At 66.4% G+C, this 16,675-nt stretch carries 17 protein-coding genes; 7 read left to right on the forward strand and 10 right to left on the reverse strand.

Going from position 1 to position 16,675, the window contains the following annotated elements; all coding sequences use genetic code 11:
* Positions 1-91: 91 nt before the first annotated feature.
* From V5B59_RS21495 to V5B59_RS21525, 7 genes are all read right to left on the reverse strand, one after another.
* Positions 92-3,235: a tetratricopeptide repeat protein gene (locus tag V5B59_RS21495; RefSeq protein ID WP_332332629.1), complete on the reverse strand. Its 3,144-nt coding sequence runs from the start codon at positions 3,233-3,235 to the stop codon at positions 92-94.
* A 144-nt stretch (positions 3,236-3,379) separates the two neighbouring features.
* Complete coding sequence (locus tag V5B59_RS21500; RefSeq protein ID WP_332332628.1) at positions 3,380-4,441, reverse strand: hypothetical protein; 1,062 nt, start codon at positions 4,439-4,441, stop codon at positions 3,380-3,382.
* Between the two features lie 32 nt (positions 4,442-4,473).
* Positions 4,474-5,760 (reverse strand): hypothetical protein, encoded by a 1,287-nt coding sequence (locus V5B59_RS21505; protein ID WP_332332627.1) that lies wholly within the window; start codon positions 5,758-5,760, stop codon positions 4,474-4,476.
* Between the two features lie 22 nt (positions 5,761-5,782).
* Positions 5,783-6,184: a hypothetical protein gene (locus V5B59_RS21510; protein WP_332332626.1), complete on the reverse strand. Its 402-nt coding sequence runs from the start codon at positions 6,182-6,184 to the stop codon at positions 5,783-5,785.
* Between the two features lie 57 nt (positions 6,185-6,241).
* Positions 6,242-6,622 carry a hypothetical protein gene (locus V5B59_RS21515; RefSeq protein ID WP_332332625.1) on the reverse strand — a complete coding sequence of 127 codons (381 nt, stop codon included), beginning with the start codon at positions 6,620-6,622 and terminating at the stop codon, positions 6,242-6,244.
* Positions 6,623-6,743: 121 nt separating this feature from the next.
* On the reverse strand, positions 6,744-7,349 hold the full coding sequence (locus V5B59_RS21520; RefSeq protein ID WP_332332624.1) for a hypothetical protein: 606 nt from the start codon (positions 7,347-7,349) through the stop codon (positions 6,744-6,746).
* Between the two features lie 92 nt (positions 7,350-7,441).
* A complete protein-coding gene (locus V5B59_RS21525) occupies positions 7,442-7,888 on the reverse strand; it encodes a PTS sugar transporter subunit IIA (protein WP_332332623.1) in 447 nt (148 codons plus the stop codon).
* A 176-nt stretch (positions 7,889-8,064) separates the two neighbouring features.
* Between V5B59_RS21525 and V5B59_RS21530 the strand changes: the two genes are divergently transcribed.
* Positions 8,065-8,439, forward strand: a complete 375-nt coding sequence (locus V5B59_RS21530; RefSeq protein ID WP_332332622.1) for a hypothetical protein — start codon at positions 8,065-8,067, stop codon at positions 8,437-8,439.
* Between the two features lie 66 nt (positions 8,440-8,505).
* Here the strand turns inward: V5B59_RS21530 and V5B59_RS21535 are convergent, their stop codons facing one another.
* The gene (locus V5B59_RS21535) at positions 8,506-8,973 is read right to left on the reverse strand and encodes a transposase zinc-binding domain-containing protein (protein ID WP_332352314.1); all 468 of its coding nucleotides are present in this window, start codon (positions 8,971-8,973) and stop codon (positions 8,506-8,508) included.
* A gap of 306 nt (positions 8,974-9,279) precedes the next feature.
* On the opposite strand from V5B59_RS21535, the gene V5B59_RS21540 reads away from it, so the two are divergent.
* Positions 9,280-9,630 (forward strand): hypothetical protein, encoded by a 351-nt coding sequence (locus V5B59_RS21540; protein WP_332352315.1) that lies wholly within the window; start codon positions 9,280-9,282, stop codon positions 9,628-9,630.
* Between the two features lie 27 nt (positions 9,631-9,657).
* Here V5B59_RS21540 and V5B59_RS21545 read toward each other — a convergent pair whose 3' ends face one another.
* The gene (locus V5B59_RS21545) at positions 9,658-10,605 is read right to left on the reverse strand and encodes a Nudix family hydrolase (protein ID WP_169071335.1); all 948 of its coding nucleotides are present in this window, start codon (positions 10,603-10,605) and stop codon (positions 9,658-9,660) included.
* A gap of 28 nt (positions 10,606-10,633) precedes the next feature.
* Positions 10,634-11,590 carry an ATP-binding protein gene (locus V5B59_RS21550; protein ID WP_169071428.1) on the reverse strand — a complete coding sequence of 319 codons (957 nt, stop codon included), beginning with the start codon at positions 11,588-11,590 and terminating at the stop codon, positions 10,634-10,636.
* Positions 11,591-11,654: 64 nt separating this feature from the next.
* Here V5B59_RS21550 and mltA point away from each other — a divergent pair, with 64 nt between their 5' ends.
* The 5 genes from mltA (at position 11,655) to ureC (ending at position 16,673) form a co-directional block, all read left to right on the forward strand.
* Positions 11,655-12,887 (forward strand): murein transglycosylase A, encoded by a 1,233-nt coding sequence (gene mltA, locus V5B59_RS21555; RefSeq protein WP_332352316.1) that lies wholly within the window; start codon positions 11,655-11,657, stop codon positions 12,885-12,887.
* Positions 12,888-13,065: 178 nt separating this feature from the next.
* On the forward strand, positions 13,066-14,268 hold the full coding sequence (locus tag V5B59_RS21560; RefSeq protein WP_169071426.1) for an ammonium transporter: 1,203 nt from the start codon (positions 13,066-13,068) through the stop codon (positions 14,266-14,268).
* Positions 14,269-14,324: 56 nt separating this feature from the next.
* The gene (locus V5B59_RS21565; RefSeq protein ID WP_034916943.1) at positions 14,325-14,627 is read left to right on the forward strand and encodes an urease subunit gamma; all 303 of its coding nucleotides are present in this window, start codon (positions 14,325-14,327) and stop codon (positions 14,625-14,627) included.
* Between the two features lie 11 nt (positions 14,628-14,638).
* Positions 14,639-14,947 carry an urease subunit beta gene (locus V5B59_RS21570; protein WP_169071425.1) on the forward strand — a complete coding sequence of 103 codons (309 nt, stop codon included), beginning with the start codon at positions 14,639-14,641 and terminating at the stop codon, positions 14,945-14,947.
* A 10-nt stretch (positions 14,948-14,957) separates the two neighbouring features.
* Positions 14,958-16,673, forward strand: coding sequence for an urease subunit alpha (gene ureC / locus V5B59_RS21575; protein WP_169071424.1), 1,716 nt, complete (start codon positions 14,958-14,960; stop codon positions 16,671-16,673).
* Positions 16,674-16,675 lie beyond the last annotated feature (2 nt).

Here is a 16,675-nt window from a genome sequence, read left to right on the forward strand (position 1 = left end):
TGATCGGGCTGGGCAGGCCGCCGGTCTCTTCGGCAAGCGCTCAGGAGAAGTTCCACCCGTTTCCGGGAAACTTCGTTGAACACGAACAGGGTCAACCTCGCGCGCCCGCTCCGTCGTCACCCTGCAGGATGAAGCCGGCCCAGTAGTAGGGGTCTTGGAAGGGGCGCGTCTGTTCGGGATAGGCCAGCAGTGCATTCAATTGTTGCCGGATCGCCGGGTCGCCGGCGGCGAGGCGGGAGCGGTTTTCCGGGTTGAGCCAGGTCGCGCGCAGGGTACCGACGGTTGCGCTGCGCAGCTCGTGCTGCGCCTGGCGCAGCGCTTCCCCTTTGCCGTCGCCGGCGAGCAGCGCGGTGTAGAAGCGATCGACGAGGAGCGCCGTGGCCACGTCGTCGACTTTCCACAAGGACATGATCAAGGTGCGCGCCCCGGCGACGACGAAGGCGCGGCGCAGTCCGAAGACGCCCTCGCCGACCTGCACGTCGCCCAGCCCGGTTTCGCAGGCGGAGAGGAAGACGAGGTCGGTGTCGAGCAGGTCGAGTCCGGCGACATCCTCGGCGGTGAGCAGGCCGTCTTCCATCTCGTCGGCGACGACCCGGTGCTCGCGCAGGAAGGTGTTGGCGCCGGCCAAGGCGAGGCCCGAGCGCAGCAGCGGGTTCTCCTGGTGGGAAAGGCGGTGACCGGCATCACCGAGCGATCCGGACTCGTGCTCCCGTGGCTGGTCTTCGAGAAAGAAGCCGTGCGTCGCCAGATGGACGATGGTCGGCGAACGGCGTTTCTTGCAGCGACCCTCGAGCGCCTGCTCGCCGAGCAAGGCGCCAGTTCCCAGATGCCGGGCGACGGCCTCGCCTTCGACGCGGCTACCCGGCAGCGGAGTGAAGCGATAGCCGGCGCGGTCGAGGTCGCGCGAGCGGCGGCCGGTCCACGCCGGTTCGCCGCTGGCTTCGGCCAGCGCGGCGCGCGGCGTGCCCGCCGGGTCGGGCGAACGCTCGTCTTCACTGCGCCCACGGCCGCCCAGCAAGCTGCAGAGGGCCGCCATCTTGCCGGGTTGGGTCGCCGCGACGGACGTTGCCCGGCTGCGCGGGCCGCTGCCGGGGTTGGCGCTGGCGCTGGCGCCCAGATCGAACGCCGGGTCGGCGACAATCAGCGGCGGGCTACCCGCGTTGCTCGCCGGTTCGGCAAAGCGCACGAGGTCGCGGCCACAACTGACGTAGCGGATGGCGTAGCGGTCGCTCAGGCAGCCGCTGTCCGTCGGCAGCGCCGCAAAGGAGAGGCGATTGAGTTCGCCGTCAGGCGCGAGGACGAGCGATGGCCGCTGCTGAAAGAGTTCCTGCAGCGGCGCGATGAGCAGCCGCAGCAGCTCGCCGCCGGCGCCGAGGTTCGATTGCGGCGGCGTCGCGTCGCGGGTAGGCGCCATGCGCGCCTGGTCGTCGTTGGGAGGAAGCGGGTCACCAGTGATCTCCGCGCGGAAGCGGCGGATCGCGTCGTCGATCGGCGCCGCGTCGCCGAGGTCGACGAGCTGCACCGCAGCGCCCTCGCCGGCAGCCAGGACGAAGGCCGCATAGCGCTCGCGGCCCCACTGCGCCTTGCCCCTGGCCTTCACCGCCTGAAAATGGCAGGGATGAAAACGGACGAATTCGACCAGCGTGCCGCTCGCCTGCAGGTGCAAGGCAACCGCGCGCGCGTCGGCGCTGGCGAGCTCGTGTTCGAGGCGCATCTCGGGAATCTGGCGGGCGATTTCGCTCTCCAGCGCTTCGCGTTCGTCGCGCCACCGGGCCAGCGCCTGCTGGTACTGTTGCGGCGTCTCGTGAGCACCAAGGCCACGCAGGATCTTGCTCGCCACCTGGCCGCGCAGGAGGTCGAGGCGTTGCAGCGACACGCGCAATTGCGGGTAGCGGCCGGAGAGGATGGCGCGGCGCTGGACGCTGGCCGCCTCGGCGGCCAGCGCCTTACGGCGTAGAACGTAGTCGAGCGCCAGCCGGACGGCGTCGGGCAAATCGCGGAAGTGCGCGAGCACCAGGGACAGCAGCATCATCCCGAGCTCCCGGTGGGCGGCGAGATAGCGGTTACGCTGCTCTTCCGGGCTGAGAGCGAAGATTTCACCGAGCAGCCGGTCTTCGGCCCGCGCGGCGCGGGCGAGACCGGAAAGCGCCTGATCCAAACGGCCTTGTCCGGCATCGAGTATGGCGACGTTGGTGAGGCTCCTCGCGGTGTGGGGATGCTCGGGACCGAAGACGTTCGCGTAGATCGCCAGCGAGTGCTCGGAGAGCTGCTCGGCGCGGGCGACGTCGCCGAGCATCTGGTACAGCAGCGCCAGATTGTGAAGGCTCGTCGCGGTGTCGGGATGCTCGGCGCCAAGGACTTCCTCGCGGATCGCCAGCGCGCGCTGCTCAAGCGGCACGGCGCGGGCGTAGTCGCCGAGCGCCCGGTACAGCTCCGCCAGTTTGGTGAGGCTCGCCGCGGTGTGGGGATGCTCGCGGCCGAGGACGTTCTCGATGTTGGCCAGTGCGCGCTGGGAGAGCGGCACGGCGCGGGCGTAGTCGCCGAGCGCCTGGTACAGTGCCGCCAGATTGTTGAGGCTCACCGCGGTGTGGGGATGCTCGCGGCCGAGGGCGTTCTCGCAGATCGCCAGCGCGCGCCGGAACAGCGGCTCGGCGCGCGCGTAGTCGCCGAGCTCCAGGTACAGCGACGCCAGGTTGTTGAGGCTCGTCGCGGTGTGGGGATGCTCGCGGCCGAGGGCGTTCTCGCAGATCGCCAGCGCGCGCTGGAACAGCGGCTCGGCGCGCGCGTAGTCGCCGAGCGCCAGGTACAACAGCGCCAGGCTGGAAAGGCTCTTCGCGGTGTCGGGATGCTCAGCGCGGAGGAGTTTCTCGCTGATGGCCAGAGCGCGCTGGAACAGCGGTTCGGCGCGGGCGTAGTCGCCTAGCGCTTGGTACAACAGCGCCAGGTTGTGAAGGCTGGACGCGGTATCGGGATGCTCAGCGCCGAGGACTTTCTCGCTGATGGCCAGAGCGCGCTGGCAGAGCGGCATCGCGCGGGCGTAGTCGCCCAGCGCCCGGTACAGCTCCGCCAAGTTGTTGAGGTTCGTCGCGGTGTGGGGATGCTCGCTGTATTGAGTCTGCAACCTCCGGCACAAGCCTTCGGCGATTGGAATGGCGTCGGCGTAGCGGCCGGCGTGGTAGAGAGCGACAACGCGCGCCGAAGCTTCGTTGATCTCTTGTCTGCTCTTGCTGTCCATCGTTCCTCCCGTCGTCGTGATTTGCCGCCTGCGGCTGCCGGTTCCTGAACCGGCTGGCGCTGCGCCGCACTTCCCTGTTGCTCATTCCGCTGCTGCCCTGGCCTGACCCTATAGCCCTGCCCGATTCCCGCGGCGCCACCCTCCTCAGGCCATCGGTCGCGCCAGCGCGAGGTAATCATAGACGAACAGCGCCCAGGCGCCGTAAACGCGGCTTTCGAGCCCCTCGGCGAGCCGGTCGAGCCGTTCGGGCGCAATTTCCCACTGATCGCGCTGCGCCTCATAGAACTCGGCGCCCATCGCCTTCTGCGCGACCACCGCCGTCAACCGGCGTCGCAAACCCCAGGCCGATGGCACTTCAAAGACTTGGGGGTTGTCGGGGGTGCCACCGCAAGGCAGCAGCAGAACATCGTCGTGCAGATCGGGGTTCGGGAGAAGCGGTTTCGGCATCACGAAGTCCGCCGGCGGCGCAGGCAACAGGGGGATGAAACGCCGACGCCCGTCGATCACCACGTCTTGAAAGACGAACACGTGCAACGGCCGCTCGCGGACCGCCCGCCCGACGGCAAGCGTGATGCGCGCGCGATCCCCGACGTAGTGCACCGGCAGGTCGCTTTCCTCGGCCGCAGGGTCCGGCTGCCCCGGTGCAATAAAGCGATCGTTCCGGCGCGCTCTACGCCAGTCGGCGGCGGCTTTCGATTCGATGGTCAAGCCTTCGACGGCGTTCTTCTCGCCGGCTCTTTCCCCGCCCCCTGGCGGGTCCAGCCGGTGGGAGTGGGCGGCGACGAAGCGATCCCACGGCGAGCGCAGAAACTCCAGGCCGCCGCGCCTTTTCACCTCGGCGAGGAATTCCTCGAAGGGAAGCGCCGCCAGCTTGCGCCAGAGGTCGTCGGGCGCGAGGCGATCAGGCACCTTGAGCCCGAACAGTCGCAGAAAGCGCGGTAGCACGCGCCCGGGCAGAAAGGGGGGGAGGTTCCCCTCGCGGTCCGCGTCCAAGAAGCCCGAATCCAGCTTCGGACTTCGACGGCTATCGCCGCTCAACGCCCGACTCAAGTCGCCCGCATCGATTCCCAGCGCCTGCGCCAACTGCTTCTGGTTCAGCAGTGGCGCGGTCGTGCCCTGGTCGGTCCTGTACGTCGCATTGCCATACAGGAGCCGCACCTTCTCGGGCAGGTGCGGGAGGAAGAGTTCTTCGTCAGGCGGGCTCATCGTGTGTTCTCCGTCAGGGGTCGAGTGGCTGCTCAGAGTCGCTCGGAGGCTTTGCGCTCGCTGCCTTCCGCGCGCGCCACGGCGGGTCGTGGCGCGACGGCCTGAGGCTTGACTTTATTCCCCCCGGGCCTCCGTTTCAAGTCAGCCGCCCGCAATTGCACCTCGACCGCGTCGATCCAGCGGAAGCCGGAGGCAAACACTTCGGCGTCGACCTCGGGCAGCGACCCCCAAAGGAAAGCGAATTCCTTCTCCAGCGCGCTGAGCGGACGGTCGTCGAGGCTGCCACGGGCGATCACCCGGCCGACGTCGGAATCCGCGCCGACCGCGGCGAGGACCGCCGCCGGGGTCGCCGACGCCGCGTCGAGGCGCAGCGGATCGCGCGCCGGACGGCCATGCAGCGCGCGCAACTTGTTCAGCCAGAACGCCGCGCCTTCCAGGCTCCTCGCCTGCACACCGCGGAACTCGCGCAGCGCAATCTCGAGCGGCAGCGTATCGACGCGTTCCGGGATCAAGGCCTGCACGCATGGGTTGGCGCCGACCATGGTCGCGCGCGAGAGCACGCTCACCAGCTGCAGGGCGGCGCCCACCCGCAACGCATGGCCATAGCCATTGACCACCCGCGTCTGCTGGTTGAAGCCCAGGGCGACCGAACTGAAGCTCGCCGCCAGGCTGCTCTCGCGGGTCTGCGAGCGCTCGAAGGCGATCCGCAGAGGCGCGCCCCAGCCATGCCTGCCGAGCCCGTCCGGAGCGACCGCCGACATCTCGAGGGTGATCGCCGCGACGCTCGACTGCTCGCCGTCACGCGTGGACGCGTCATAGTCAGACTTGAAGAAGCTGAAGTCAAAGAAGCGGCCACGCGAGCGCGCACTGGCCTCGACGATCTGGATGTCGTTCTTCACCTTGAGCGTGCTCGCCGGCGCCGCTCGCTCGGCGGCGGCGTCGCGCCGGGTTTCCCGGAACGCCAGCGCCGGTCCGACCGAAGTCAATAGACTCTCGAGCAGGGTCGTCGCGTCGGTCGGCAGCTCGAGCCGCTGCAACGTGGCCGGATTCCGGTTGAAGAAGCCGGCGACCTCGACGATCACCGGCGGCGCGTCGCCCGGACGCGAATCGACGTAGCGTGCGAGCCGGCGGCCGAAGCAGGCCATCAGCTTGTCGGCATCCGGCGCCGGGGGCGCGATCGCCAGGCGCGGCGGCTCGCTGGCCAGCTCGATCGGCGGCAACAGCGTGCCGCAGCCGGCCAAGGCGAGAAGCATGGAAATGGCCAAGACGCAGGGCAAGACGGTGAGGACGCCGCCGCCCGGTTTCCCGACAGGTTTCATGGTTTTCTCCTTCTCTTGTCGATCAGCGGCCGACGACGACGCCGGCCACCACGCAGCTGATGTCGGTATGCGAGTTCTGCATGACCGGTGCTTGCGCCGCACCGCGCCCGGTCTGCACGACGTTGCTGCACACGTTGACGGTGGGCGCCAGGCCGCGCGCGGCGAGCATGCGCGAATCCTGGTTACGCAGCGAGGACGCGCTGGCAGCGGGGACCGGCGCGGCTGACTGCTGATGCGCATGCTGCGCTCGCGACTGGGCCAAGATCTTCTCCGTGATCATGTCTGGATTGCGCGGGCTGGGGTCGATCTTGGCGGCGGCGTCCGGGTCGGGCTCGCTCGGCTCTTCCAGGGCGAGCGCGGGACCGACGCACAGCAGAACGGCAACGCACAGCCTGGCGAACAGATAAGGGGGGTACGTCAGCATGGAGTCCTCCGTAACGAAGAGAGCCCCGGCGCGGCCGCGCCGCGCCGGGAAGGGGGGTTACTGCGACGTTGTGCGCAGCACGCCGGCCTGCACCGTGCCGCCGCTGTTGCTTGAATTGGCGACGGTTCCTTTCAGATCCACGGTGCTGCCCAGGACCTTGGTGTTGCCATCGAGAAAGGCACCACCGGCGGTCGTCTCGGCGTGCAACGATTCCGTACTCTTGTTCGCACTCGCTTTCGCCTTGAACACCTTGTAGGAACCGCTCGCCGAAGCGCCGGCGCTATTGCCCTGGACGCTGGTGGTACTCGTATCCACCACGTCCCCGCTCATCCGCAGGTTCGAACCCGAGATGGTCGGCGCGCTGGCCGAAGCGGCGAAGGCCGAGTGGACGAAGACGACGGCGAAGAGGGAGAGAAGCAGGGGGTGAATCGCTTTCATGGCATTTCCTTTCTGACTGGGGTTGACGAGCCGGAATGGCCCGTTACGGTCACTGTACCCATCCGCGGAATCCGTGCAGCCAATGCTGTTGGTCGTAAAATTGCGAGAACCGGCGCTTGGCTCATTGGCTGGCGTTTGCAACCGGCACCGGCCGTGCGGCCGTCCGGAAGCTGAAGAACGCGTCGGCGTCCTTCGGCAACAATGCTCCAAGGGGAAACGAGACCCGGACGCCCAGCCCCGCCCGTTCGACACTCAGCGAGTCCGCGCGCAGCAGGGTGCGATAGTCGTGGCACGCCCAGCCGCTGACCTGGTCTCCGTCGCGCACGCGCACGGACCACAGGTAGGCGGTATTCGGTTCGAGGTCCTGGTCGATGCGATGCCGGGCCTCCGGCAAGCGCTCGCGCAGATAGACGGGACGTTCGAAGAAAGGCCAAGGGCGATGCTCGCCCTGGCGTGCGGCTACGGCGGTGCTGGCGCCGGCGGCCGACGTCTCCGGCGTGCAGTCGCTGCGTGGACCTCGGGACAGCGCGGTGGCGCGCAGGACGACCAGATCGTAAGTCACATTTGCCTTGGCCTGCGGTTGCCAGCGGAATTCGGGCTGCAACTCGGAAATCACGGGCGGACTGCGCGGATCGCCGGCAGGAGGGTGCAGGGGAGCGCTGTGGCGATAGCTGGCGCAACCCGAGAGCAAGGCAGTAAGCGAGAAAACGAGCACGGGGACGTTCATTTCAATCTCCCAGACAGTGAGTCAGCGGCGAGCGGCAGGGCCGCACGCCGCATCGGGTTCGACCCGGGCGCGCGCGGCGCGCCCGGAAGGGATCAGGACAGGCCGCCGTTGCAGACGCCGATCCGGGCCGCCTCGGCGACCTCCTCGGCGAGCCGCCCGACCTCGCCGTCGGTGCATTCGAGGGCGGTGAGCAGCATCGCGACGTTGAGGCCGCCGACCAGGCGCGCCCGCGGTCCCCAGAGTTGGCACAGACGCTGGGCGACCGCGCACGGCGAGGGGCCGCCGTGGATGTCGACGAGGATCAGCAGTTCGCCGCAGCCCATTGCGGCAGCGAGGGACTGGGCGACCAACAGGGCGTGTTCGCGGGAATCGTCGGCGGCGAGATCGAGCGCCGCCAGCGGACGGTCGACGCGACCGAGAACGTGCTCGGCGACACACACGAAAGCCTGCGCCAGCGGCGCATGGGCAATCAGCAAGACACCGGGTCGCGGGAGCGGGGAGACCGCAGCGCGACGGCAGAGAGCAGTAGGCAGGCACATGGGGGACCTCCGGAACAGGGAGTCGCACGCGGCGACGGTTAACACGGAGCCCATTGGGCGCGCCCGCGCGCGACCCTGCCACCAACGCCGTTGGCTGCGGGTACCACGGAGCTCGGCTAGCGTGCGTGCAGACTGGCGCAGATGGCGTCGGTCGCAACCCTTTTCAGGAGATGAAAATGCGTGAAATGAACGCTTTACGTGGTGTGTTCGGGTGCTGCACCCTGTGGCTGGCGCTCTTGGCCTTACCGGAGTCCGTCCTCGCCTCAGCCTCCGCTCCGCGCATCGAAAACAGTCGGATCGCGATCGACGCGACGGCCGTCAACCTCCGGGCGGAGGGGATGCAGGGCGGCACGTCGAGCAGCAAGAGCTTCTTCGGCAAGAAGAAGTCGCAGTCCACGCCCGACATGCCGGGCCAGGTCGATGTCGGTGTCGTCGACGTGAGCGGGGGCGCGGTTCTGAAGAACAGCGATGTGCGCATCAACACGACAGCCAGCGGGATTTCGGTGCGCGGCGGGACGATTCGCGTCGGCGCCGTGGCGATCGGGCCGTGAGGGTCTGAGCGGGCGAGGGTGGGCCGATTTCGGCACACCCTCGGCCGGCGCCACCTTTTCCCCTTGCTAAGGTTTTGGTTCTCGCGACTGGACGTTGATGCGCAACGCCAGCGTCTCGATCGCCGGATCGTGTTCGAGGGGATCACGCAGGCGCTTGGGAACCGACAGCACCCACTGGCAGACCGGCAGGCGCAAAAAAATGGGGTCAACCAGATGGGCAGCGGTTTCGACCATTCGCCGGGGGTTACAAGCGGGATAGACGCCACGACCTTTGCATGACCAGGCGATGAGAAAAGCGTGACCGCACTGGGCGCATCGAGCGCGGGCAAAGCCATGCGCGAGAATCCCGCTGTCGAGAGAGCGGCGGAGCTCCCGCTCGACATGGGCCGGACCACCGCCAGCGCCCTGCTGACGGTCACAGGGGAGTTCGAGCCAGGTGGCGAGGGGCGTCTGCACGGTGCGATAGCGCACGGTACGTTCGGGCCGGCGACGGCGATAGACAGCAGTGCGAGCGGGCGCGCAGGGGGCAGGCATGGGATTGGGGTCGAGCACTCGAAATGCCAACAACTGTATGCACATATAGTTGTTGGCGCAATACCCTCTGACTGCGGCTCGCGGGCCCTGGAGCGCATAACTCCCAGAGTCGTTCTCGCTGGTCCCGAGGCACTCGGCTCAAGCCGGCGCCTCGTGGTGGCGCCGGTTGTCGGCGGTGTACTCGGTGTTGCTACCTGCTGCCGGTGGCCATGTACCGCCTGCACCAGGCCCTCTGGCCGCTGCTTGAAGGGCCGTCGCGCATCGATGCGGCAGGCTATTCGCCGTGGTGGGGCGGGCACCAGTTGCTTGCGGCAACACCGCTGGCTGACCGGCGAAGCGATGGTCGACGGGCAGCCCGATGTGGTCTGGTGGCATCCTGCGGGCAGACCGATGCGCCACGCCGACTGGGAGTCGAAAAAACTGGGCACCTTCGGTCTGCAACTCGCCCCCGACCGGCCAGCCGTGGGCAAAGCACAGGATGGCGAAACCTTGCTATGCCTGATCAACCGCGACGACAACCAGGCTTCCTTCCTGCTGCCGGCAGGGGGCTGGCAGCAGATCTGCGACAGCAGCACGCAGGCCCCCTTTGCTCCCCACATGCGCGAGATCAGCACCCCCGTGGTGGCGCGCAGCGTGCAGATTCTCAGCCGTTCCTGATTCGCTGGCGCGACTTTTACCACTGATCTACCGCCAGCCGCGCAGCAGCGCGATGCCGTGTCCGCCGCGGCTCCTCGCGGTTTCGAGCATCTCGGGCTGCAAGCCGCCCAGCGCATAGACCGGTAACGACGAGCGTTCGACGAGCTGCGCGAACGCTGACCAACCGATGCCGGCTGTTCCGGGGTGGCTGGCCGTCGGCAGCAAGGGGCCGAGGACGACGAAGTCCAGTCCCAGTCCGGCGGCGCGTGCCAGGTCGGCAGCGCCGTGACACGAGGCGGCGACGCGAGCGAAATCCGGGCGCCGTTCGATCTGCCAGAGCTGCTGCGACGAGAGGTGCACTCCCCCGGCGCCGACCGTACGGGCGAGTTCCTGGTCGTCGTTGATCAGCACCACCACCTGCGCATGCCTGGCCGCCAGCGCCACGACCTGGCGCGCAAAAGCGTGCCGCTGCGTTGGCGGCAGCGTTTTGTCGCGCACCTGGAACAGGCGCAGTCCGTTCGACAGCGCGTTCTGCAGCCGCGCCAGTTCGGCCGCCACGCCATACTCCTCGGCATTGCTCAGTGCGTATAGCGACGGCAGCGCCAGCGCGCGCAGGATTGGAGCGTTGGCCGGCAGGATCGGTGCGACGCTCGCCGCCGCACCGGCCGGCAACCAGACCAGGTTGCTGTGCTCGATCGCCGCCAGTTCGCCGTGCCAGGTGTTGACGCGAAAGAAGCGCAGGCGAACCGTCGCGTGTGGATAGCTGAATTCGCAACAGACCCATGGCCAGGCTTGCTCGACGGTGATGCCGAGTTCTTCTTGCAGTTCACGAACCAGCGCCGCGCGCGCCGTCTCGCCAGGCTCGATCTTGCCGCCCGGAAATTCCCAGTAGCCGGCATAAACCTTTCCGGGCGGACGTTGCGCCAGCAGAAACTCGGGCGCCGCCGGATCGCCGCGCAGCATCACTGCCGCCGCCACTTCGGTCACCTGGGTCATCGGGCGCTTAATCGCCCCCTGCGGCGGCTCAAGCGACATTCCGCGAGCGCTTGCGCGCGGTCGTTGGCGAGGTGGACGGCGCGCTGCGCGGTCGCCTCTGGCGATCCGGCACAGCGAGTTGCCGGCCGGCCCAGTCCCTGGCGAACTGCCAGGCGACGCGTCCGCTGCGCGAACCGCGTTCGAGCGCCCAGTTGAGCGCATCGCGCTCGGCACGAACGATCTCGTCGCGGGCGCAGCCAAAGGACTGCAGCCAATGCGCCACGATCTTGAGATAGGCCTCCTGGTCGAATGGATAGAAGGAAATCCACAGACCGAAGCGCTCGGACAGCGAAATCTTTTCCTCGATCGCTTCGCCGGGATGAATTTCCTCACCGACGCGCCGGCTCTCCAGGTTTTCGGCAAAATATTCGGGCATCAGATGCCGCCGGTTCGACGTGGCGTAGATCAGCACATTCTCGGGCGCCGCGGCGATCGAACCGTCGAGAACGACCTTCAGCGCCTTGTAGCGTGCATCGCCGGAGTCAAAGGAAAGATCATCGCAGAAGACGATGAAGCGCTCCGGGCGTCCATCGATCAGTTCAACGATATCCGGCAGATCGGTCAGGTCGCCCTTTTCCACCTCGATCACGCGCAGTCCTTGCGGTGCGTATTCGTTGAGCAGCGCCTTGATCAGCGATGACTTGCCCGATCCGCGCGCACCGGTGAGCAGTACATTGTTGGCCGGCTGGCCGGCGACGAAGTGGCGCGTGTTGGCGTCGATGCGCGCTTTCTGCTCGTCAATGTCCTGCAGGTCGCCGAGCCTGATCACGGGCAGGCGCGTGATCGGCTGCAGAAAACCTGCGCCGCGGCGGGTTCGCCAGCGGAAAGCGCAGGCCGCAGCCCAGTCCGGAAACGGTGACGCAGGCGGCAGCAAGGGCTCGAGACGATCGAGGAACTGCTCGGCGCGGACGAGGAAACGCGCAATTTGTCGGAAAGAGTCGATCATCGGACAGAGGACAGCATGACCAGTATACTTCAGAGGTTGACGAACCCGACACTCTAGCCAAACCATGCACAAAAGCCAATCACGGTCTTTCTTCGTCGTCGTCACCGCACTGCTTGCGGTGTTGCTCAGCGCTTGTGGGACGCTTGCGCCGAGCGGCGCCTCCTGTGCTGCGCCCCCCAGTTGCCCAGCCTGTCCACCCTGCGCCGCGGCCGGGCCGGCGAGCACGCCCCAGCCCGCCGCCAAGCCGTTACAGGCCGCGCGCTGGAGCGATCTGCCGGGCTGGAACGACGATGACCTGGCTGCCGCCTGGCCGGCTTTCCTGCAATCGTGCCGTGCGCTCGCCAAGCGGCCGCAGTGGCCGCAATGGCAAGCGGTCTGTGACGAGGCGCGCGGTCTGAACGGAGCGGCGACGGCAGGCATCCGCCGCTTCTTCGAGTCGCGTTTCCAGCCCTGGCTATTGACCAATCCCGACGCCACGACGAGTGGGCTGATCACCGGCTACTACGAACCGCTGCTGCACGGCGCGCGGACGCGTGCCAAGCCCTTTCTGCAGCCGGTGCTCGGCGTGCCGCCCGATCTACTGAACATCGACCTCGGCGCGGTTCTGCCGGATCTGAAGAACATGCGCCTGCGCGGCCGCCTGCAAGGCAACAGGGTGGTTCCCTATTTTTCACGTGCGGAAATCACCGCCCATGAAAAGGACTACCTCGACCGCGTCCTGCTGTACGTCGACGACCCCGTTGAACTGTTCTTTCTGCAGGTGCAGGGCTCCGGGCGCGTCAGGCTGCCCGATGGCCAAACGGTACGCCTGGCGTACGCCGACCAGAATGGCCACCCCTATCAGTCGATCGGGCGGGTGCTCGTCGATCGCGGCGAGTTGAGCCTCGAACAGGCTTCGATGGCAGGCATCAAGCAATGGGCGCGCGCCAATCCGGGCCGGGTCAACGACCTCCTGAACGCCAACCCGAGTTATGTGTTCTTTCGCGAACAGCCGATCAATGGCAGTGACGGCCCGAGCGGCGCTCTCGGCGTAGCGCTAACCCCGGAACGTAGCATCGCCGTCGACCCCCGCTATGCGCCACTCGGCGCGCCCGTCTTCCTGTCGACCAGCCAGCCCGATTCGACAACACCGCTGCGCCGTCTCGTTCTGGCACAGGATACCGGCGGCGCGATTCGCGGCGTCGTGCGCGCCGATCTATTCTGGGGCTTCGGTGCGCAAGCCGGCAATCAGGCCGGTCGCATGAAACAGCAAGGACAGATGTGGGTACTCCTGCCGCCGGGCGCCGCACCAAAATAGGCCAAACATGGTGCAAGCTGGTGCATCAGATCCCCGTTACGGTGCATCAAAGAGAATTCCCGCACCATAGTGGTGCAATGAGCTTGCCGGGAATTGGCGCAAGTCATTGAATCCAGGCGTTGCCTGACCATGGAATAGAAATTGCTTGATGGCTTCGACCCGATTTTCCGGAGGAGCCATGGAAGTACTCAAGTCTGGTAGTGACGTTCTCTTCATCTTGCTCGGTGGCATCATGGTTCTGGCGATGCATTCGGGCTTTGCCTTTCTCGAACTGGGAACGGTACGCAAGAAGAGCCAGGTCAACGCGCTGGTGAAGATTCTGACCGATTTCTCGGTTTCGACGATCGCCTATTTCTTCATCGGTTACAGCATCGCCTACGGCATCCATTTCTTCGCCGGCGCCGAGACGCTGCTGCAGAAAAACGGCTTCGAACTGACACGGTTCTTCTTCCTGCTTACCTTTGCGGCAGCAATCCCGGCGATCGTTTCGGGTGGCATTGCCGAGCGGGCCAGGTTTTACCCGCAACTGACCGCGACCTTTCTGATCGTTGGCTTCATCTACCCCTTCTTTGAAGGCATCGCCTGGAACCAGGCCTTCGGCCTCCAGGCCTGGCTGAAAGCCCACTATGGCGAGGAATTCCACGACTTCGCGGGTTCGGTCGTGGTGCATGCGATGGGTGGCTGGATCGCCCTGCCGGCAGTATTGCTGCTCGGCGCGCGCCATGGGCGTTACACCAAGGAAGGGCGGATTTCCGCGCACCCGCCGTCGTCGATCCCGTTTCTGGCGCTTGGCGCCTGGATTCTGACCGTCGGCTGGTTCGGCTTCAACGTCATGAGCGCGCAGACCATCGACAAGATCTCCGGCCTGGTGGCAATGAACTCACTGATGGCGATGGTCGGCGGTACCCTGGTTGCCCTGGTGGCGGGCAGGAACGACCCTGGCTTCGTGCACAACGGTCCACTCGCCGGTCTGGTTGCGGTCTGTGCCGGCTCCGACGTGATGCACCCGATCGGAGCACTGTTCGTCGGCAGTGTCGCCGGCGGCTTGTTCGTGATGATGTTCACTCTGACCCAGAACCGCTGGAAGATCGACGACGTCCTCGGTGTCTGGCCTCTGCATGGTCTTTGCGGCGCCTGGGGCGGCATCGCCGCCGGCATCTTCGGCAGCCGGGCGCTCGGCGGTGTCGGTGGCGTCTCCTTCATGCCGCAACTGCTGATGACCGGACTGGCCATCGCCATTGCCCTGGTCGGCAGTTGCCTGGTGTATGGCCTCCTCAAAGCATCCGTCGGCCTGCGTCTCGATCAGGAACAGGAATACAATGGTGCCGACCTCTCGATCCACAAGATCACGGCAACGCCTGAACGGGAGCCCAACTGGTAATTGCTCGCGAACGGTATTCCCCAGCCGCCTCGCGAGCAAGGCAAGAAGGAAGACGCATGGAATTGACGCCAAGAGAAAAGGACAAGCTGTTGATCTTCACTGCCGCGCTGCTCGCCGAACGACGTCGGGCGCGTGGTCTGAAGCTCAACTACCCGGAAGCTGTGGCACTGATCAGCGCCGCGATCGTCGAAGGTGCTCGCGATGGTCGCACGGTTGCCGAGCTGATGAGTTACGGCACGACGCTGTTGAGTCGTAGCGAGGTGATGGAAGGCGTGCCGGAAATGATCCACGACATCCAGGTCGAAGCCACATTCCCGGACGGCACCAAGCTGGTCACCGTACATCACCCGATCATTTGAGGACCTGAACGATGATTCCCGGAGAAATGCGAATCGAGGCCGGCGAGATCGAGGGCAACGCCGGCCGTACAACGATCCGCCTGAGCGTCGCCAATACCGGTGACCGGCCGATTCAGGTCGGCTCGCATTACCACTTTGCCGAGACCAATGCCGCGCTGGCTTTCGACCGCGTCGCGGCCTGCGGTTTCCGCCTCGACATTGCCGCCGGTACCGCAGTGCGCTTCGAACCCGGTCAGACGCGCAGCGTGCAACTGGTGGCGCTGGCCGGCGAGCGCCGAGTCTATGGCTTCCAGGCCCTAGTGATGGGGGAATTACCATGAGGATTCGGTCATGAGCGTCAAAATCTCGCGGCAGGCCTACGCCGAAATGTTCGGTCCAACTGTCGGCGACCGCATACGTCTCGCCGACACCGAGCTATGGATCGCCGTCGAGGACGATTTCACGATCTACGGTGAGGAAGTCAAGTTCGGCGGTGGCAAGGTGATCCGAGACGGCATGGGGCAAGGCCAGAAGTCGGCTGCCGAAGTCGCCGACACGGTGATCACCAATGCGCTGATCGTCGACCACTGGGGAATCGTCAAGGCCGACATCGCCATCAAGGGCGGCCGCATCGCCGGCATCGGCAAGGCCGGCAATCCGGACATCCAGCCGGGCGTGACCATCCCTATCGGCGGCGGCACCGAGATCATCGCCGGCGAGGGAATGATCGTCACCGCCGGCGGCATCGACAGCCACATCCATTTCATCTGCCCGCAGCAGATCGATGCAGCACTGATGTCGGGGGTGACGACCATGCTCGGCGGTGGCACCGGACCGGCCACCGGTACCTACGCCACGACCTGTACGCCGGGACCCTGGCACATCCAGCGCATGCTCGAAGCGGCCGACGCTTTCCCGATGAACCTCGGTTTCTTCGGCAAGGGCAACGTCTCGCTGCCGGAACCGCTGCGCGAACAGGTGCGCGCCGGTGCCATCGGTCTCAAGCTGCACGAGGACTGGGGGACCACCCCGGCGGCGATCGACAATTGCCTGGCGGTGGCCGACGAGATGGACGTGCAGGTGGCGATCCACACCGACACACTCAACGAATCCGGCTTCGTCGAAACGACGCTCGCCGCCTTCAAGGGGCGCACCATCCACACCTTTCATACCGAGGGTGCCGGTGGCGGGCATGCGCCCGACATCCTGCGTGCCGTCGGCGAGGCCAATGTCCTGCCTTCGTCGACCAACCCGACGCGGCCGTACACGGTGAATACCATCGATGAGCATCTCGACATGCTGATGGTGTGCCACCACCTCGACCCGGCGATCGCCGAGGACGTCGCTTTCGCCGAAAGCCGCATCCGCCGCGAGACAATCGCCGCCGAAGACCTCCTGCACGACCTCGGTGCGCTGTCGATGATGTCGTCGGATTCGCAGGCGATGGGACGCGTCGGCGAAGTGATCATCCGTACCTGGCAGACAGCGCACAAGATGAAAGTACAGCGCGGCCAGCTGCCGCCGCCGACTGGGCAAAGTGAGGCCACGCACGACAACTTCCGTGTCAAGCGCTACCTCGCCAAGTACACCATCAATCCGGCGATCACGCACGGCATCAGCGATCTCGTTGGCTCGATCGAGGTCGGCAAGCTCGCCGATCTGGTGCTCTGGAAACCGGCTTTCTTCGGCGTCAAGCCATCCTTGATCCTCAAGGGCGGAATGATCGCTGCGGCTGCGATGGGCGACGCCAACGCCTCGATCCCGACGCCGCAGCCGGTGCACTATCGGCCGATGTTCGGGGCTTTCGGCGGTGCGCGCAAGACCTCGGTGACCTTCGTTTCGCAGGCGGCGCTCGAGCATCCGGAACTCGTCGCGCTGCGACTCGCCAAGCCGCTCTTTGCCGTTCGCCAGACGCGCACACTCTGCAAGTCCGACATGATCCACAACGCCGCGACGCCGAAGATCGAAGTCGATCCTGAAACCTACGCCGTTCGCGCCGACGGCGAACTGCTGATCTGCGAACCGGCCAGCGTGCTGCCGATGGCGCAGCGTTACTTTCTGTTCTGAGC

This window comes from Candidatus Accumulibacter contiguus (assembly GCF_036625285.1).
GTDB classification, from domain to species: Bacteria; Pseudomonadota; Gammaproteobacteria; order Burkholderiales; family Rhodocyclaceae; genus Accumulibacter; species Accumulibacter contiguus.